The 15,242-nt window shown below is 66.0% G+C and carries 16 protein-coding genes; 12 read left to right on the plus strand and 4 right to left on the minus strand.

Annotation, left to right across the window (positions count from 1 at the left end; genetic code table 11):
* The first annotated feature begins 148 nt into the window (after positions 1 to 148).
* The 5 genes from BLS75_RS18185 to BLS75_RS18205 all read left to right on the plus strand — a co-directional run bounded on the left by BLS75_RS18185 (position 149) and on the right by BLS75_RS18205 (position 5,503).
* Positions 149 to 1,771, plus strand: coding sequence for an acyl-CoA synthetase (locus BLS75_RS18185; RefSeq protein WP_072451497.1), 1,623 nt, complete (start codon positions 149 to 151; stop codon positions 1,769 to 1,771).
* A 196-nt stretch (positions 1,772 to 1,967) separates the two neighbouring features.
* Positions 1,968 to 3,740 (plus strand): acyl-CoA dehydrogenase C-terminal domain-containing protein, encoded by a 1,773-nt coding sequence (locus BLS75_RS18190; RefSeq protein WP_072451498.1) that lies wholly within the window; start codon positions 1,968 to 1,970, stop codon positions 3,738 to 3,740.
* 121 nt (positions 3,741 to 3,861) lie between these two features.
* Positions 3,862 to 4,275 carry an LIC_13387 family protein gene (locus BLS75_RS18195; RefSeq protein WP_072451499.1) on the plus strand — a complete coding sequence of 138 codons (414 nt, stop codon included), beginning with the start codon at positions 3,862 to 3,864 and terminating at the stop codon, positions 4,273 to 4,275.
* Positions 4,276 to 4,325: 50 nt separating this feature from the next.
* Positions 4,326 to 4,928 (plus strand): hypothetical protein, encoded by a 603-nt coding sequence (locus tag BLS75_RS18200; protein ID WP_072451500.1) that lies wholly within the window; start codon positions 4,326 to 4,328, stop codon positions 4,926 to 4,928.
* A 50-nt stretch (positions 4,929 to 4,978) separates the two neighbouring features.
* Positions 4,979 to 5,503, plus strand: a complete 525-nt coding sequence (locus BLS75_RS18205) for a hypothetical protein (protein WP_019095111.1) — start codon at positions 4,979 to 4,981, stop codon at positions 5,501 to 5,503.
* 94 nt (positions 5,504 to 5,597) lie between these two features.
* Here the strand turns inward: BLS75_RS18205 and BLS75_RS18210 are convergent, their stop codons facing one another.
* Positions 5,598 to 5,783, minus strand: coding sequence for a DUF2188 domain-containing protein (locus tag BLS75_RS18210; protein ID WP_011060459.1), 186 nt, complete (start codon positions 5,781 to 5,783; stop codon positions 5,598 to 5,600).
* 95 nt (positions 5,784 to 5,878) lie between these two features.
* Positions 5,879 to 6,085, minus strand: a complete 207-nt coding sequence (locus BLS75_RS32415) for a DUF6021 family protein (protein WP_015634945.1) — start codon at positions 6,083 to 6,085, stop codon at positions 5,879 to 5,881.
* 163 nt (positions 6,086 to 6,248) lie between these two features.
* Here BLS75_RS32415 and BLS75_RS18220 point away from each other — a divergent pair, with 163 nt between their 5' ends.
* The 7 genes from BLS75_RS18220 (at position 6,249) to BLS75_RS18250 (ending at position 11,919) form a co-directional block, all read left to right on the plus strand.
* The gene (locus BLS75_RS18220; protein WP_072451720.1) at positions 6,249 to 6,878 is read left to right on the plus strand and encodes an HAD family hydrolase; all 630 of its coding nucleotides are present in this window, start codon (positions 6,249 to 6,251) and stop codon (positions 6,876 to 6,878) included.
* A 317-nt stretch (positions 6,879 to 7,195) separates the two neighbouring features.
* Complete coding sequence (locus BLS75_RS18225; RefSeq protein WP_015634943.1) at positions 7,196 to 7,384, plus strand: DUF1843 domain-containing protein; 189 nt, start codon at positions 7,196 to 7,198, stop codon at positions 7,382 to 7,384.
* A 36-nt stretch (positions 7,385 to 7,420) separates the two neighbouring features.
* Entirely contained in the window at positions 7,421 to 8,056 is a 636-nt protein-coding gene (locus BLS75_RS18230) for a DUF1842 domain-containing protein (RefSeq protein ID WP_065363504.1), read from the plus strand.
* A 51-nt stretch (positions 8,057 to 8,107) separates the two neighbouring features.
* The gene (locus BLS75_RS18235; protein ID WP_019095114.1) at positions 8,108 to 8,716 is read left to right on the plus strand and encodes a DUF1842 domain-containing protein; all 609 of its coding nucleotides are present in this window, start codon (positions 8,108 to 8,110) and stop codon (positions 8,714 to 8,716) included.
* Positions 8,717 to 8,848: 132 nt separating this feature from the next.
* Positions 8,849 to 10,315, plus strand: a complete 1,467-nt coding sequence (locus BLS75_RS18240) for a GDL motif peptide-associated radical SAM/SPASM maturase (RefSeq protein WP_072451501.1) — start codon at positions 8,849 to 8,851, stop codon at positions 10,313 to 10,315.
* A 175-nt stretch (positions 10,316 to 10,490) separates the two neighbouring features.
* Positions 10,491 to 10,904: a VOC family protein gene (locus BLS75_RS18245; RefSeq protein ID WP_041117105.1), complete on the plus strand. Its 414-nt coding sequence runs from the start codon at positions 10,491 to 10,493 to the stop codon at positions 10,902 to 10,904.
* Positions 10,905 to 11,130: 226 nt separating this feature from the next.
* Positions 11,131 to 11,919, plus strand: coding sequence for a helix-turn-helix transcriptional regulator (locus tag BLS75_RS18250; protein WP_072451502.1), 789 nt, complete (start codon positions 11,131 to 11,133; stop codon positions 11,917 to 11,919).
* A gap of 60 nt (positions 11,920 to 11,979) precedes the next feature.
* Here the strand turns inward: BLS75_RS18250 and BLS75_RS18255 are convergent, their stop codons facing one another.
* Positions 11,980 to 13,938, minus strand: a complete 1,959-nt coding sequence (locus BLS75_RS18255; protein WP_041117091.1) for a MacB family efflux pump subunit — start codon at positions 13,936 to 13,938, stop codon at positions 11,980 to 11,982.
* Between the two features lie 2 nt (positions 13,939 to 13,940).
* A complete protein-coding gene (gene macA, locus BLS75_RS18260; protein WP_011060449.1) occupies positions 13,941 to 15,092 on the minus strand; it encodes a macrolide transporter subunit MacA in 1,152 nt (383 codons plus the stop codon).
* Positions 15,093 to 15,242 lie beyond the last annotated feature (150 nt).

Below are 15,242 nucleotides of genomic sequence, written 5' to 3' on the forward strand. Positions count from 1 at the left end.
ACGTAGGAGCTGGCTTGCCAGCGAAGAGGCCCGTGGGATCGCTTTCGCCGGCAAGCCGGCTTCTACAGTCAGTGCCCCCAGGTACACAGCACGCGCCACCCAAGCCTCGGCCAATAGAGCTAATAATCAGCCACCGGGTACCCGAACCATGTCCATCTACGAGCAAGGCCTGGCGCCGACTGCCGTCAACCATATCGCCCTCTCCCCCTTGAGCTTCATCGAGCGTACCGCTGCGGTTTACCCCGATTACCCGGCGGTGATCCACGGTTCGATCCGTCGCACCTGGGCCCAGACCTACAGCCGCTGCCGGCGCCTGGCCTCGGCCCTGGCCGGGCGCGGCATCGGCAAGAACGACACGGTGGCGGTGATGCTGCCCAACATCCCGGCGATGCTCGAAGCACACTTCGGCGTGCCGATGATCGGCGCCGTGCTCAATGCCCTCAATGTGCGCCTGGACGCCGAGGCCATCGCCTTCATGCTGGCCCACGGCGAAGCCAAGGTGCTGATCGCCGACCGCGAGTTCCATGAGGTGATCCACGCCGCCGTGGCCATGCTCGATCACCCGCCCCTGGTGATCGACCTCGACGACCCGGAGTACGGCGAGGGCCAGCCGGTCAGCGAGCTGGACTACGAAGCGTTCCTGGCCGAGGGCGATCCCGAGTTTGCCTGGCAGTGGCCCGATGACGAGTGGCAGGCCATCGCCCTGAACTACACCTCGGGCACCACCGGCAACCCCAAGGGCGTGGTCTATCACCACCGCGGCGCCTACCTCAATGCGCTGGGCAACCAGATGACCTGGGCCATGGGCAACCACCCGGTGTACCTGTGGACCCTGCCGATGTTCCACTGCAACGGCTGGTGCTACCCCTGGACCGTCACCGCCCTCGCCGGGGTGCATGTGTTTTTGCGCCGGGTCGACCCGCAGAAGATCCTCGACCTGATCCGCGAGCACCAGGTCACGCACCTGTGCGGCGCGCCCATCGTGCTCAATGCCCTGGTGAACATGCCCGACACCGCCAAGGCGGCCATCGACCACCCGGTCAACGCCATGGTGGCCGGGGCCGCGCCGCCGGCCAAGGTGATCGGCGCGGTGGAGGAAATGGGCATCAAGGTGACCCACGTCTACGGCCTGACCGAGGTCTATGGCCCGGTGACCCTGTGCGCCTGGCACGCCGCCTGGGATGAACTGCCCCTGGAACAGCGGGCGCAGATCAAGTCGCGCCAGGGCGTGCGCTACCCGACCCTGGAAGGGGTGATGGTGGCCGACCCGAAAACCCTCGAACCCACGCCCCGGGACGGCCAGACCATCGGCGAGATCTTCATGCGCGGCAACACCGTGATGAAGGGCTACCTGAAGAACCCCACGGCCACCGCCGAAGCCTTCGAGGGCGGCTGGTTCCACACCGGCGACCTGGGGGTGACCCACCCGGACGGCTACGTGGAGATCCGCGACCGGCTCAAGGACATCATCATTTCCGGGGGCGAGAACATTTCCACCATCGAACTGGAAGGCGTGCTCTATCGCCACCCGGCGGTGCTGGAAGCGGCGGTGGTGGCCCGGCCCGATGAAAAATGGGGTGAGACGCCCTGTGCCTTCATCACCCTCAAGGCCGACCACCAGCAGGTGCGCGAAGCCGAGATCATCGCCTTCTGTCGCGAGCACCTGGCAGGCTTCAAGGTGCCGCGTACCGTGGTATTCAGCCCGTTGCCCAAGACCTCCACCGGCAAGATCCAGAAGTTCGTCCTGCGCGACATGGCGAAAAACCTCTAGCCTGAATACACCGACCCAGCCCTTGTAGGAGCTGGCCGGGCGACGCTTCGCTTGCCAGCGAAGGCGTCAGCCAGGGCGATGCATGGCTTGCGGGCCTCTTCGCCGGCAAGCCGGCTCCTACATGGTGGCGGGGTTTTCGTTGTCGATTCATGCGGCCGAGGCCGCTCAACCTCCACTTTTGCCCGAGGTTCCTGCAATGCCCGAATTCAACGCTCCGCTGCGCGACATGCGCTTTGTCCTGCATGAAGTGTTCAACGCACCCAAGCTCTGGGCCCGCCTGCCGGCCCTGGCCGATACCGTGGACGGCGACACCGCCGACGCCATTCTCGAAGAAGCGGCCAAGGTCACCGGCAACCTGATCGCCCCGCTCAACCGCAGCGGCGACGAGGAAGGCGCCAGCTGGCACGCCGGGCAGGTGCGCACCCCGGCCGGTTTCAAGGAGGCCTACAGCACCTATATCCAGGGCGGCTGGGTCGGCCTGAGCGGCAACCCGGCCTACGGCGGCATGGGCATGCCGAAGATGCTCGCGGTGCAGTTCGAGGAAATGCTCTACGCCGCCAATTCCAGTTTCGCCCTGTACTCGGCCCTGAGTTCCGGGGCCTGCCTGGCCATCGATGCCCACGCCAGCGAAGCGCTGAAACAGCTGTACCTGCCGCCGATGTACGAAGGCCGCTGGGCCGGTTCCATGTGCCTCACCGAGGCCCACGCCGGCACCGACCTGGGGATCATCCGCACCCGCGCCGAGCCCCAGGCCGACGGCAGCTACCGCATCAGCGGCAGCAAGATCTTCATCACCGGCGGCGAGCAGGACCTGACCGAGAACATCATCCACCTGGTGCTGGCCAAGCTGCCGGACGCCCCGGCCGGGCCCAAGGGCATCTCGCTGTTCCTGGTGCCGAAGATCCATGTGGACGCCAACGGCAATCTCGGTGCGGCCAACGCGGTGAGCTGTGGTTCCATCGAGCACAAGATGGGCATCAAGGCCTCGGCCACCTGCGTGCTGAACTTCGACGGCGCCAGCGGCTGGCTGATCGGCGAGGCCAACAAGGGCCTGGCGGCGATGTTCACCATGATGAACTACGAGCGCCTGTCCATCGGCATCCAGGGTATCGGCTGCGCCGAGAACTCCTACCAGAACGCCCGCACCTACGCCCGCGAGCGCATCCAGAGCCGCTCCCCCGCAGGCCCGGTGGCCAAGGACAAGATCGCCGACCCGATCATCGTCCACCCCGATGTGCGGCGCATGCTGCTGTCGATGAAATCCATGACCGAGGGCGGCCGGGCCTTCGCCAGCTATGTCGGCCAGCAACTGGACCTGGCCAAGTTCGCCGACCAGCCCCATGAGCGGCACAACGCCGAGGCCCTGGTGGCGCTGCTGACCCCCGTGGCCAAGGCGTTCTTCACCGACACCGGCCTGGACAGTTGCGTGCTGGGCCAGCAGATCTTCGGCGGCCACGGCTACATCCGCGAATGGGGCCAGGAGCAACTGGTGCGGGATGTGCGCATCGCCCAGATCTACGAGGGCACCAACGGCATCCAGGCCCTGGACCTGTTGGGGCGCAAGGTGGTGGGCAACGGCGGCGTGGCCCTGCGCCTGTTCACCGGCGAGATCCGCGACTACGCCTACCTGCCCGGCGCCGCCTACGCCGCCGAGCTGCTGGATGCGGTGCAGCGCCTGGAAGACCTCAGCGACTGGCTGCGTGAACAGGCGGCGCAGAACCCCAACGCGGTGGGCAGCGCCTGCGTCGAATACCTGCAACTGTTCGGCTACGTGGCCTATGCCTATCTGTGGGCGCGCATGGCCCAGGTGGCCGAGCACAAGCGTTCCGAGGACGACGGTTTCTACGGTGCCAAGCTGGCCACCGCGCGCTTCTACTTCAGCCGCATGCTGCCGCGCATCCTCAGCCTGGAGCAGAGCATCCGCGCCGGCAGCGCCTCCTTGTTCGGCCTCGACGCCGAGCACTTCTGAGCCCCTGGGCAGGGCGCCCGGCGCCCTGCCCCGTGCCGGTAAAAAAACCGCCGCCCGCAGGTGCAAAACCCCGGGCGGCCCGGCATACTCCGCGCACCCGAGCACCGCCCAAGGAAGAAACGTGTTGGCCCCCGCCCTGATCATCGCCAGCTCAGCCATCGTGCTGCTGCTCGGCACCCTGCACCTGATCTACACCTTCGCCACCGACAAATTCCAGCCCCGTGACCCGGCCCTGGCCGAACGCATGCGCCAGGTGTCACCGATGATCACCCGCCAGACCAGCCTGTGGCGGGCCTGGGTCGGCTTCAACGCCAGCCACAGCCTGGGCGCCATGCTGTTCGGCCTGGTCTATGGCTACCTCGCCTGGCTGCACTCGGCCCTGCTGCTGGAGGCCCGTGGCTTGCTGCTGATCGGCCTGGGGTTTCTCGCCAGCCTGTGGGTGCTGGCCATCCGTTACTGGTTTCGCATTCCCCTGGCGGGCATCAGCATCGCCCTGGCGCTGTTCGCGGTTGCCTGCGGTTTGCCGTTGGTTTGAACCCAGCCCACCACACACTCTCATCGGCCCTGTTTTTTTCGAGTCTCTGCATGTCGCCCCTGCACACCTTCTGGTCCCGGCTCTACTACCTCCTGTGCTGGATCGCCGTGGCCGCACAATTGGCCACCATGATCCGTTGCAACCTGCACCTGATCGTCCCCCGGGAAGTCGGCGGCACGCTGTTCGGCGGCTCCATGGGTTTCATGCTGTACCTGGGCGGCTGGGCCTTCAGCGTCATCGGCCTGGGCCTGGCCGTGCTGACCCGGGTGCCCGGTGCCCGCCTGGCCTGGATCATCGGTGGGCTGGTGCAGTTGCTGCTGGGCCTGTGGTGGCGGATCCACTACCCGGATGATTTCGACGGCAACCTGATCTTCAGCATCCAGGCCCGGGAGCTGGACTATGTGATGGTCTTCGGTTTCGCCCTGGTCTACAGCGGCATCTACCTGATGCACCAGCAGCGGCTCAAGCCGAGAGCCCCCGCCACCCTCCGTGAGCTGTCGTTGCGGATTGCATGGGCGGTGTTGCTGGGGGGCTTCTTCATCCCCCCCTTGGTCAATGCCAGCAAGGCGCCCCTGCCGTACTGCGCCTTCAACCGGGCCGGCGAACAGTTGAGCCTATGCCTGGGCCCTGGCACCCGGGTCATTGTCGACTGACCGTCAACCCCGCCTCTTTCTTGCTTCACCAAACCTCGATGAGTGTGCCCATGTCTCGCCTGTTTACCCTGTGGTTGTGGCTCTACCGCCCTCTGTGCTGGATCGTCGTTGCCGCGCCCTTGTCGCTGATGCTGCTGTGCGACGTGCAGATGATGCAGCCGCGGGATGTCAGCAGCACGCTGTTCGGTGGAGCCATGGGCTTTCAGCTGTACCTTTTTGTCTGGGTGCTGTGCCTGATCGGCCTGGCCGTGACCCTGCTGACCCGGATGCCCGGCGCGCGCCTGGCCTGGCTCCTGGCCGGGCTGGTGCCGCTGCTGCTGGGCGCCTGGTGGCGGCTCGACTACCCGGATGACCAGGACGGCAGCCTGGCCATCAGCCCCCAGAAGTGGGAGCTGGAGTACATGATGGGCATCACCTGTGTGTTCGTGGTCAGCGGCCTGTACTTCTACTGGCGCCGCCGCCTCGCCCCGCGGCCCGCCGCCGACAACGCCGATGAGCTGTTTCTGCAGACCCTGTGGGCACTGGCCCTGGCTGCAGCCTTCATCCTCCCGCTGCTGAGTTTCATGCAGCCGTAATTGCGCCCCGCTGCGCCCTCGCCCCGTCCGGCCATGCCCCCGGCCGGGCATAAAAAAGCCCCGAACCGGTCGGGGCTTTTTTCCTGCCTGGGCGCTAGCCACCGGTGGCGGCCGGTCGTTGCCTGCGCGCCGGCAGGGCGGCGGCAAAGGCCATGGCCTCTTCCCGGGTGCCGAAGGTAGCAAGCCGGTCACCCGGCGTGCAGACCTTCCAGGGCCCGTGGTTGACGCTCAAGACCTGATAGCCGTTGATCTGCAGTTTGTTCAGCAGCGGCGTGCTCATGGACACCTCCTTTTTCCTCGGCGAGCCTGGGGCTTGGGCGTTTTACCTTACACCCGCCACACCGCCCGGCGACTGCCGCATGTCGGCGCGCCGGGTCATTTCTTCAGGTTGGCCAGGGGATCGTAGGCCCGCGAGCGCTTGCGCCGGTGCTCGGGTTCAGGGCGGTCCAGGGGTGCCCTGGCCGGGCCTACCGGGTCTACCTGGGGGTCGGCCAGGTCTGGCGAATCGGGGTCGAAACCCGGGTCATGATGATTCGAGGCATGCTCGGACGAGCGCGGCCCCGTGGGGTTCTTGGCAGTCATGGGCAGCTCCTGTGCCAGCCTGGAAAAGACCGGATACAGGGGTTGGATCACGATTCGTGGCCAGGGTGCCGCCGAGCGGACCAGCGGCCAGCGGCAAATTGCATTGTGCTGCCGGGCGTCGCAGGATGGCGCCTGGCCCATAACCGCTCAAAAGGACGTGTTCATGACGATTCGTGCCGTGGTTTTCGATTTTGGTGGCGTGCTGTTCGACTGGAGCCCGCACCACCTGTACCGCCAGCTGATCCCCGACGATGAGCGTCGCCAGTGGTTCCTCGACACCATCTGCACCCAGGCCTGGAATACCCGGCAGGACGCCGGCCGCAGCCTGGCCGAGGCGACCCGCAGCCTGGTGGCCGAGTACCCCGACCATGCCCCCTTGATCGAGGCCTATTACGGGCGCTGGCCGGAAATGCTCAAGGGTCCACTGGATCAGGGCGTGGCCCTGCTAGAAGAACTGCACCAGGCGCAGGTGCCCCTGTTCGGGCTGACCAACTGGTCCCGGGAAACCTTTCCCTATGCCTGGGACAATTACCCGTTTCTGCAGCGCTTTCGCGACATCGTCGTGTCGGGGCAAGAGCGCCAGATCAAGCCGGATGCCGAGATCTATCACACGACCCTGGGGCGCATTCGTGCGCATTTGCCGGGGGTGGCCCCCGAGGAACTGGTGTTCATTGACGACCATGCGCCCAATATCGTCGCCGCAACGGCGCTGGGGTGGCATGCGATTCATCATGTGACGGCGGCTGAGACGCGGCGCCGGCTGGAGGAGTTGGGGGTGGTCCGAGCGCACTGACACCCCGTAGGGGCTGGCTTGCCAGCGAAGGCGCCGGCCAGGGCGATGCATGGCTGTCGAGGGCCTCTTCGCCGGCAGCCGGTGCCTACGCTCGCCCCCCTTTCTCACCCTCTCCTATCGCCATCCGCAATCACCTCCCGCCTGCATATCGCCCTTTGGAATGTCTCCAAAATCAACCCTTTACCGACCGTGAATCCACCGGTCGGAAACCCACAAAATCAATGTGCCATTACCCTGCCAATTCCACCCGCGCTGCTTAACTGCAAAAGCTGCCGAGTAGCGCAGCACCCCATCCACACCCACGGAAGGCAAACGCCATGAGCAATGCATCCCAACATGTGATCCCCCCCTACGGAGTCGCAATCCAGTCGGCCATCAGCGAAGGCAAGCTGCCGGAGATGAAAGCCCTGCTGGCCAAGCGCGATCCGGCCAGGAACGAACCCAAGGATCTGCACAACGCCTACGAACAGCTGGCCAAGGAAGTCGCCCGCCTGGAACGCCGCTGATCGCGGTTCCCCTGTCATTGAATGGAGGCAAAGCAAATGTCCGGCAACTACTCGCAAGCCGAAGGCCTGTTCCCCCTGAGCTACCGCATCGGCACCTCGCAACCCGGCGCACCCACCCTGATCCTCAACCTGCTGGTCTATACCCCGGAACACAGTGTGCGCGGCACTTCCAGCATCACCCAGGCGGTCAACCCGCCCCTGGACCTGCACAGCGATGTCTGGGGCCAGTACACCTACCTCACCGTCATGCCGCCCAGCACCAGCAAGATCCTCATCACGGCCCAGGGCAACCAGGGCGGCCCGGGGTCGAACTCGGTGATCAACTTCAAGCTGCACCTGGTGGTCAGCGACGACTGGAAGGAAGGCGTGGCCAACTATCAGTACTACAACGGCCACAGCTGGGTGACGGTCAACCAGGTGCCCGCCCACCTGCAGGAAACCGTGCAGTCCAGCACCCTGTCGGCCCCTCTGCACCGCGGCCAGCCCAACCACCCGCTGCCGCCGATCTCGGCGCTGTACGGGGCGCCGATCCACGGTGCCATCGCCAGCGGTGACCTGGCGCAGATGAAGAGCCTGCACAAGGTCGCCACCCAGCAACTGGAACAGCTGCCGCTGATCCGCACCGCACTGGTGGCCGCCAAGGCCGAGATCAGCCAGCAGGAGCGGCGCTGAGCCCGGCCGTCCATCGAACCTGATGTCTTCAAGAAGATAAGGAGTTGCAGCATGACAATCGGACTGTTCCATACCCGCCTCATCGTCGCCAACCCCGTGATCGGTGGGCCGGTGCTGACCCTCGACCTGCTGGTCGATACCCCGAAGAAACGCGTCAGCGGCGTTGCCCGCGTGACCCAGAGCACCTCGCCACCGGTGCAGTTCCATGCCGACGTGTGGGGCGACTACTCCCAGGTCAAGCTCGACCCCTCCAGCGAGGGGCACATCATCCTCAGCCTGGCCGGCAACCCCAGCGGCCCCACCAGCCAGATCGCCGAGACCTTCCATCTGCAGGGCATCCTCGGCCTGGACTGGGCCAGCGGTTTCGCCAGCTACAAGTACCAGTTCCAGGGGCACTGGCACGTGGTGCAACACGCCGCCGTGAGCCCGGCCCCGGTGGAGCAGGCACAGACGGCGGACTACGCCAGCCAGGCCGGCCCGGCCGCCGAAGTGCGCCACCCGCTGTATGCCGTGGCGCTGCAGCAGGCCCAGGCCAGCGGCGACCTGGCGCGGCTCAAGGCACTGGTGGCCCAGGGCGAGCAGCAACTGGCCAACGCTGACAGCCTGACCCAGGCGGTGCAGCAGTTGCAGGCAGAAATCAGCCGCCTGGAACAGCGCTGACCACCAGCCCCCGGGGCCGCCCGCCGCGGCCCCGGGGGCTGCCACAAAACGACCGCGCCATTGCGACACAAGGAAGGCGCGCCTATTTCGATGGGTTGGTGCCGCGCACCGCCGGGTGCGCAAGGAACTCTCATGTCAGACCGTCTCCCCGCCCGCTACCTCAGCGAAACCGACCTCAAGCGCTTTGTCCCGGTGCATGTGGTCTGGGAAATCACCCTCGCCTGCGACCTCAAGTGCCTGCATTGCGGCTCCCGCGCCGGGCATCGGCGCCCGGGCGAACTCAATACCCAGGAATGCCTGTCGGTGATCGATTCGATCGCCGCCCTGGGCACCCGGGAAGTCACCCTGATCGGTGGCGAAGCCTATCTGCGCAAGGACTGGACGCGGCTGATCCAGGCCATCCACGTCCACGGCATGTACGTGGCGATCCAGACCGGCGGGCGCAACCTGACCCCGGCCAAGATGCAGGCCGCGGTGGACGCCGGGCTCAATGGCGTCGGCGTCTCCCTGGATGGCCTGGCGCCGCTGCATGACGCGGTGCGCAATGTCCCCGGCTCCTTCGACAAGGCCCTGGATACCCTGCGCCGGGCCAAGCAGGCCGGGCTCAAGGTCAGCGTCAACACGCAGATCGGCGCCGCCACCCTGCCCGACCTGCCGGCCCTGATGGAGCTGATCATCGATGCCGGCGCCAGCCACTGGCAGATCCAGCTGACCGTGGCCATGGGCAACGCCGTGGATCACCCCGAGCTGCTGCTGCAGCCCTACCAGTTGCTGGAGGTGATGCCGCTGCTGGCGCGCCTGTACCGCGAAGGCGCCGAGCGCGGGCTACTGATGAATGTGGGCAACAACATCGGCTACTACGGCCCCTACGAGCACATGTGGCGCGGCTTCGGCGACGACCGCGTGCACTGGAGCGGCTGCGCCGCCGGGCAGACGGTCCTGGCCCTGGAGGCCGACGGCACGGTCAAGGGCTGCCCGTCCCTGGCCACCGTGGGTTTCTCCGGTGGCAACGTGCGCAGCATGAGCCTGCACGACATCTGGCACTACAGCGAAGGCATCCACTTCGGCCGCCTGCGCTCGGTGGACGACCTGTGGGGCTACTGCCGCACCTGTTACTACAACGATGTCTGCCGCGGCGGCTGCACCTGGACCTCGCACTCGCTGCTGGGCAAGCCGGGGAACAATCCCTACTGCCACTACCGGACCCTGGACCTGGCGAAAAAGGGCCTGCGCGAACGCATCGTCAAGCTCGAAGACGCCGGCCCGGCGTCGTTCTCGGTGGGCCGTTTCGACCTGATCACCGAACGCATCGACACCGGCGAGGCGGTATCGAGCGTCAACGACAGCGGCCAGGTGATCAAGCTGGCCTGGGTCAACCAGGGCCAGGCGTCGCCCGAGGAAGGCCGCATACCGCCGCGCCTGGCCCTGTGTCGCAGTTGCCTGGAGTACATCCACGCCCATGAAAGCACCTGCCCGCACTGCAACGCCGATGTCGCCGCCGCCGAAGCCCGGCACCAGGAAGACCGGCTGCGCCAGCAGGCGCTGATCAACACCCTGCACCAGTTGCTCGGCACGCCCCAGGAGCAGCCACGCCTGTAACCCCCGCCCGCACCGCCGCCGCGCCCCCAATGGCGCGGCGACGGTTATATCGCCACGGGCGAGCATGGAAAAACCATCTATAAAAAAACCTCCGCGCAGGGCCGATAGCGGCTTTGCTATGGAAGTTCGTCCACAGGCCCGCGTGCCTGCCCGTTACCTGCGACCGGAGCACAGCATGAAAATCAACCCCTACCTGGTGTTCAACGGCACCTGCAAGGCCGCCTTCACCTTCTATGCCCAATGCCTGAACGGCACCCTGGAAATGATGATGACCTTCGGTGAAAGCCCGGCCCGTGATCACATCTCTGCCGACTGTCACGAACGCATCATGCACACCCGCCTGAGCGTCGGCGACCAGGTGCTGATGGGCTCGGACACCACCCCTGAGCTGCCCTACCTGGGCATCCACGGCTGCTCGATCTCGCTGAACATCGACAACGCCGCCGAAGCCGAACGGGTATTCGCCGCCCTGGCCGAACAGGGCAACGTGCAGATGCCCCTGGAAGCCACCTTCTGGGCCGAGCGCTTCGGCATGCTGGTGGACCGCTTTGGTGTGCCATGGATGGTCAATTGCGAGAAGCGCCAGTAACCCGGCCCACCTGCAAGCCCGGCCCCGGTGCTGTGCAACGCAGCACCGCACCGCTGCGCCCGCTGTGAAAGATTTTGCGCACTTCATCAAACAGCCACCGCCACCCTGTACTAGGATACGAGGCGACCCTTTGTCGCCCAGAGCAAACAGGAGGTAAATCAACCCTGACCCAAACTCGTTGCTATAAGGCAGCCCCCTCCACACCTTCACATTCATGGATGAAATGATGAACTCACAAATACTGTTTCCACACATTGGTAAGGTCATCGCCAGCACCGGCAGCCGCAACTTTCCGCGCATGCTGCACGACCTGATACTCACCCAGCTGGCTGTGGACGCCACCCATATCACCCAACTGCGGGCCGACCCGGAACAGGCCGTCGGCAGAACCGGCAACACCCTGATGCAGACCCGCCACCCGCTGTACAGCGATGCCCATGCCAGCAATGACCCGCTGCTGCTCACCGGCTTTCCCGAACAACCCGGCGAACCGGCCCCGGGCCCGTCGCTGCAACGCCAGCGCGGCCACGCGGACCCGGCACAACTGCACCTGACCGGGCGCAAGGACTCCTACCACTACGTGCTCTCGGTGTACCGCAGCAGCCAGGACCGGAGCTTTTCCCCCCAGGAACGCCTGCTGCTGGAGGACATCTCGCCGTTGCTGCTGCCCATGGTGGAAAAACACATCAGCGCCCTGCAGCCCCGGGGCGATGCCGCCGAGCAGGACAGTGCCGCCATCGAGGGCCTGGCAAGCCTGCGCCTGCGCTTTGCCGCGCGCCTGGAACAGTCCGGGCTGCGCCTGTCCAACCGCGAGCTGGAGGTCTGTGTCGGGCTGCTGGCCGGGCGCACCGCGCCGCAGCTGGCCGAGCAGCTCAAGCTCAAGGTCAATACCGTCGAAAGCTACTTGAAGCGCGCCGCCATCAAGCTCGGCATCAGTGGCCGGCACTCGCTGCTGCGCTGGATGTACTCGCCCGAGGAACAAGCGCCGCACAGCAGCGAAACCCCGACGGCCTGATCCGGCCTTGGCCCTGTAACCTCCGCCGGCCCCAGCGCCGGCGGTTCGGCCTACGGCCTGTCAATCCCGGGCCAGGGCCTCGATGGGATCCAGGCGCGCGGCGTTGCGCGCCGGAACGAAGCCGAAGACGATGCCGATCAGGGTCGAACAGGCGAACGCGGTAATGATCGACCCCATGGAAAACACCATCTCCCACTCCTTGATGAACAGGGTGAACAGGTAGCCGATGGCGAACGACAGGCTGATGCCGATGGCCCCGCCGATCAGGCAGACCATCACCGCCTCCACCAGGAACTGCTGGCGGATATCCGACTGCCGGGCCCCCACCGCCATGCGGATGCCGATCTCCCGGGTCCGCTCGGTGACCGACACCAGCATGATGTTCATCACCCCGATTCCCCCCACCACCAGGGAAATCACCGCGATCAGCGACAGCAGCAGGGCCAGGGAGCGGCTGGTGCGCTGCACCGTCTGCATGATGCTGTCGAGGTTGTTGGTGAAAAAATCCTTGGTGCCGTGGCGCTGCTCCATCAGCTTCTTCACATGCTCCTCCACCACCTTGCTCGGCTGGCCGTCCTTGATCCGCACGCTGATGCTGTCCAGGTGGCGCTGGCCGAGCACCCGCCCGGCGGCGGTCTCGTAGGGCAGCCAGACGTTCAGCAGGTTGCTGGCGGCGAACATGTTCTTGTTCTCCCGGGTCACGCCGATCACCGTGCACGGCAGGTTGCCCACCAGGATCACCTGCCCCAGCGGGTCGACATCCGGGCCGAACAGGCGGTTGCGGGTGTTGTGGTCGATCACCACCACCTGGGCCTGGCGCCGCGCGTCGTTCTCGCTGAAGGAAATACCGCTGGCCAGCTTGATGTCGCGAACCTGGAAATACAGGTGGCTGACGCCGTTGACCGTGGCGTTGAGATCGATGTTGCCGTAGCGCAGCAACAGGCTGCGGCCGACCATGGGCGTGGCACTGTCGACGTAGTACAGCTGGTTCAGGGCCGTCACGTCGGCGGGCATCAGGGTCTGGATCGCCGCCGCCCGGCTGTCGCCGAAACTGGCCCCGGGGAAGATGTCGATGGTGTTGCTGCCGATGGCCTGGATGTCCTTGAGCACGTAGCGCTTGGCGCCCTCGCCGATGGCCACGATGGACACCACCGAGGTGATGCCGATGACGATCCCGAGCATGGTCAGCAGGGTGCGCATGCGGTGCGAGACCAGCGCCACCCAGGCCATCACGAAGGCCTCCTTGAACAGCCCCAGACTGGCCACCAGGCGCCGCGCACCGGCGGGCCGCACGCTGACCGGTGGCTCGCTCGGCGCCTCGTCCGCCGGGCGCGGGTTGGCCCGGTCGCTGACGATCTCGCCGTCGCGCACTTCGATGATGCGCTGGGCGTTGGCCGCCACCTTGGGGTCGTGGGTGACGATGATCACCGTGTGCCCCAGGCCGTGCAGTTCCTGGAGGATGTTCATCACCTCCTTGCCGCTGGCGGTGTCCAGGGCACCGGTGGGTTCGTCGGCGAGTATCACTTCGCCGCCGTTCATCAGCGCCCGGGCGATGCTCACTCGCTGCTGCTGGCCGCCGGAGAGCTGGTTGGGCCGGTGGCCCAGGTGCCCGGACAAACCCAGGCGCGCCAGCAGTTCCCGGGCCCGGCCATGGCGCCTGACTTGCGGGGTGCCGGCGTAGATCGCCGGCATCTCGACGTTGTGCATGGCGCTCAGGTGCGGCAGCAAGTGGTAGCGCTGGAAGATGAAGCCGAAGTAGTCGCGGCGCAGTTCCGCCAGGGCCTGGTCGTCGAGGTCGCGGGTTTCCCGGCCGTTGACCTTGTAGCTGCCGGCGGTGGCGTAGTCCAGGCAGCCGAGGATGTTCATCAGGGTCGACTTGCCCGACCCCGAGGCCCCGGTGATCGCCACCATTTCCCCGGCCTGGATGCTCAGGTCGATGTGCTTGAGGGCCAGGAACTCCCGATCCCCGGCGGTGAAGCTGCGGCTGATGCCGGTGAGGTGCAGCAGGGGCTCGCTCATGCTCAGGCCCCTGCCGTGCCGGGCAGCGGATCACCGATCACCACCCGGTCACCCTCCGCCAGGCCGTCCTTGATCTGCACCTTGACGTTGTTGTTGATCCCGGTGCTGACGTTGCGCGCCTGGGCATGGCCCTTGGCGTCCAGCACCCGCACCGCGAAGCTGCCGTCGGCATTGCGCGGGCCCAGGGCCGCCACCGGTACCATCAGCACGTCCTTGGCGGTATCCAGCACGATACGCACCTGGGCAGTCATGGAAATGCGCAGCCGATGGTCCGGGTTGGGCACGTCGAACAGCGCGTTGTAGAACACCGCGGTGTTCTGCTTGGGGGTGCCGGCGGTCTGGGTTTCGAGAAAGTTCTGCGGCGCCGGCTCAGTGCCCCGCAGTTTGGCGTAGTAGCGTTTTTCCGCCTCGCCGAGGATGGTGAAGTACACCTGTTGGCCGGGGGCGATATGGATCACATCGGCCTCCGAGACCTGGGCCTTGACGGTCATGGTGTCCAGGTCCGCCAGTTTGAGCAGCACCGGCGCCAGCTGGTTGGCGATCACCGTCTGGCCTTCCTGGGTCACCACCCCCACCACATCGCCATCGATCGGCGCGACGATGCGGGTGTAGGCCAGGTTGACCTTGGCGGTGTCGATCTGGATGTGCGCGCTCTTGATCTGCGCGTCCAGGGACAGCAGGTTGGCCCGCTGCACCTCGTAGTTGGATTCGGCTGTCTCGTAATCCTGCTGGGAAATCGAGGCGTCGGACTGCAAGTCACGGTAGCGCTCGTAGATGGCCTTGGTTTCCTTGAGCTGGGCCGCGGTGGCGCGGCGCTTGGCCTGCAGGTTCTCCTCGTCCACCTGGGCCTGGCGCAGGGTGTTCTGCAGCACCAGCGGGTCGATTTCCGCCAGCCACTGGCCCTTTTTCACCTTGTCCCCGACCTTGACCTTGAGCGACTTCAACTGCCCGGAGACCTGGGCCCCGACATCCACCTGCTTGATGCCTTCGAGCAGGCCCGAGGCCAGGACCGCGTTCTCGATATCCCCCCGTTCGACCTTGGCGGTCAGGTACTGCGGCGGCTCCGCCGGCGCCTGCACCGTATAGAAAATCAACCCGGCCACAACCACCAGCAACAGCCCCATACCGATTTTGCGAAACTTCGACTTTTCCATAGATGACCACAAGTCCGTTGAGGGCGGGCTGCACCGGCCAGCGGCGAGCCCCCTTACAGAACACCGTGCTGCCGTAGTGAGCGGTGTTCCAGATGAATGAAACCGGGTGTCCAGGCGCCGGCAGGGCCAGCGCCTGTGTTGCCCCGCGCC

The organism is Pseudomonas sp. NFPP12, assembly GCF_900103205.1.
Classification (GTDB): domain Bacteria; phylum Pseudomonadota; class Gammaproteobacteria; order Pseudomonadales; family Pseudomonadaceae; genus Aquipseudomonas; species Aquipseudomonas protegens.

What these genes read in the sequence shown, in the direction of transcription:
- BLS75_RS18220 (WP_072451720.1), top strand. Translation starts at nt 6,249, where the DNA reads ATGACGATTCGTGCCGTGGTTTTCGATTTTGGTGGCGTGCTGTTCGAC.
- macA (WP_011060449.1), bottom strand. Translation starts at nt 15,092, where the DNA reads ATGGAAAAGTCGAAGTTTCGCAAAATCGGTATGGGGCTGTTGCTGGTG.
- BLS75_RS18230 (WP_065363504.1), top strand. Translation starts at nt 7,421, where the DNA reads ATGTCCGGCAACTACTCGCAAGCCGAAGGCCTGTTCCCCCTGAGCTAC.
- BLS75_RS18205 (WP_019095111.1), top strand. Translation starts at nt 4,979, where the DNA reads ATGTCTCGCCTGTTTACCCTGTGGTTGTGGCTCTACCGCCCTCTGTGC.
- BLS75_RS18200 (WP_072451500.1), top strand. Translation starts at nt 4,326, where the DNA reads ATGTCGCCCCTGCACACCTTCTGGTCCCGGCTCTACTACCTCCTGTGC.
- BLS75_RS18185 (WP_072451497.1), top strand. Translation starts at nt 149, where the DNA reads ATGTCCATCTACGAGCAAGGCCTGGCGCCGACTGCCGTCAACCATATC.
- BLS75_RS18250 (WP_072451502.1), top strand. Translation starts at nt 11,131, where the DNA reads ATGAACTCACAAATACTGTTTCCACACATTGGTAAGGTCATCGCCAGC.
- BLS75_RS18240 (WP_072451501.1), top strand. Translation starts at nt 8,849, where the DNA reads ATGTCAGACCGTCTCCCCGCCCGCTACCTCAGCGAAACCGACCTCAAG.
- BLS75_RS18210 (WP_011060459.1), bottom strand. Translation starts at nt 5,783, where the DNA reads ATGAGCACGCCGCTGCTGAACAAACTGCAGATCAACGGCTATCAGGTC.
- BLS75_RS32415 (WP_015634945.1), bottom strand. Translation starts at nt 6,085, where the DNA reads ATGACTGCCAAGAACCCCACGGGGCCGCGCTCGTCCGAGCATGCCTCG.
- BLS75_RS18245 (WP_041117105.1), top strand. Translation starts at nt 10,491, where the DNA reads ATGAAAATCAACCCCTACCTGGTGTTCAACGGCACCTGCAAGGCCGCC.
- BLS75_RS18255 (WP_041117091.1), bottom strand. Translation starts at nt 13,938, where the DNA reads ATGAGCGAGCCCCTGCTGCACCTCACCGGCATCAGCCGCAGCTTCACC.
- BLS75_RS18190 (WP_072451498.1), top strand. Translation starts at nt 1,968, where the DNA reads ATGCCCGAATTCAACGCTCCGCTGCGCGACATGCGCTTTGTCCTGCAT.
- BLS75_RS18235 (WP_019095114.1), top strand. Translation starts at nt 8,108, where the DNA reads ATGACAATCGGACTGTTCCATACCCGCCTCATCGTCGCCAACCCCGTG.
- BLS75_RS18225 (WP_015634943.1), top strand. Translation starts at nt 7,196, where the DNA reads ATGAGCAATGCATCCCAACATGTGATCCCCCCCTACGGAGTCGCAATC.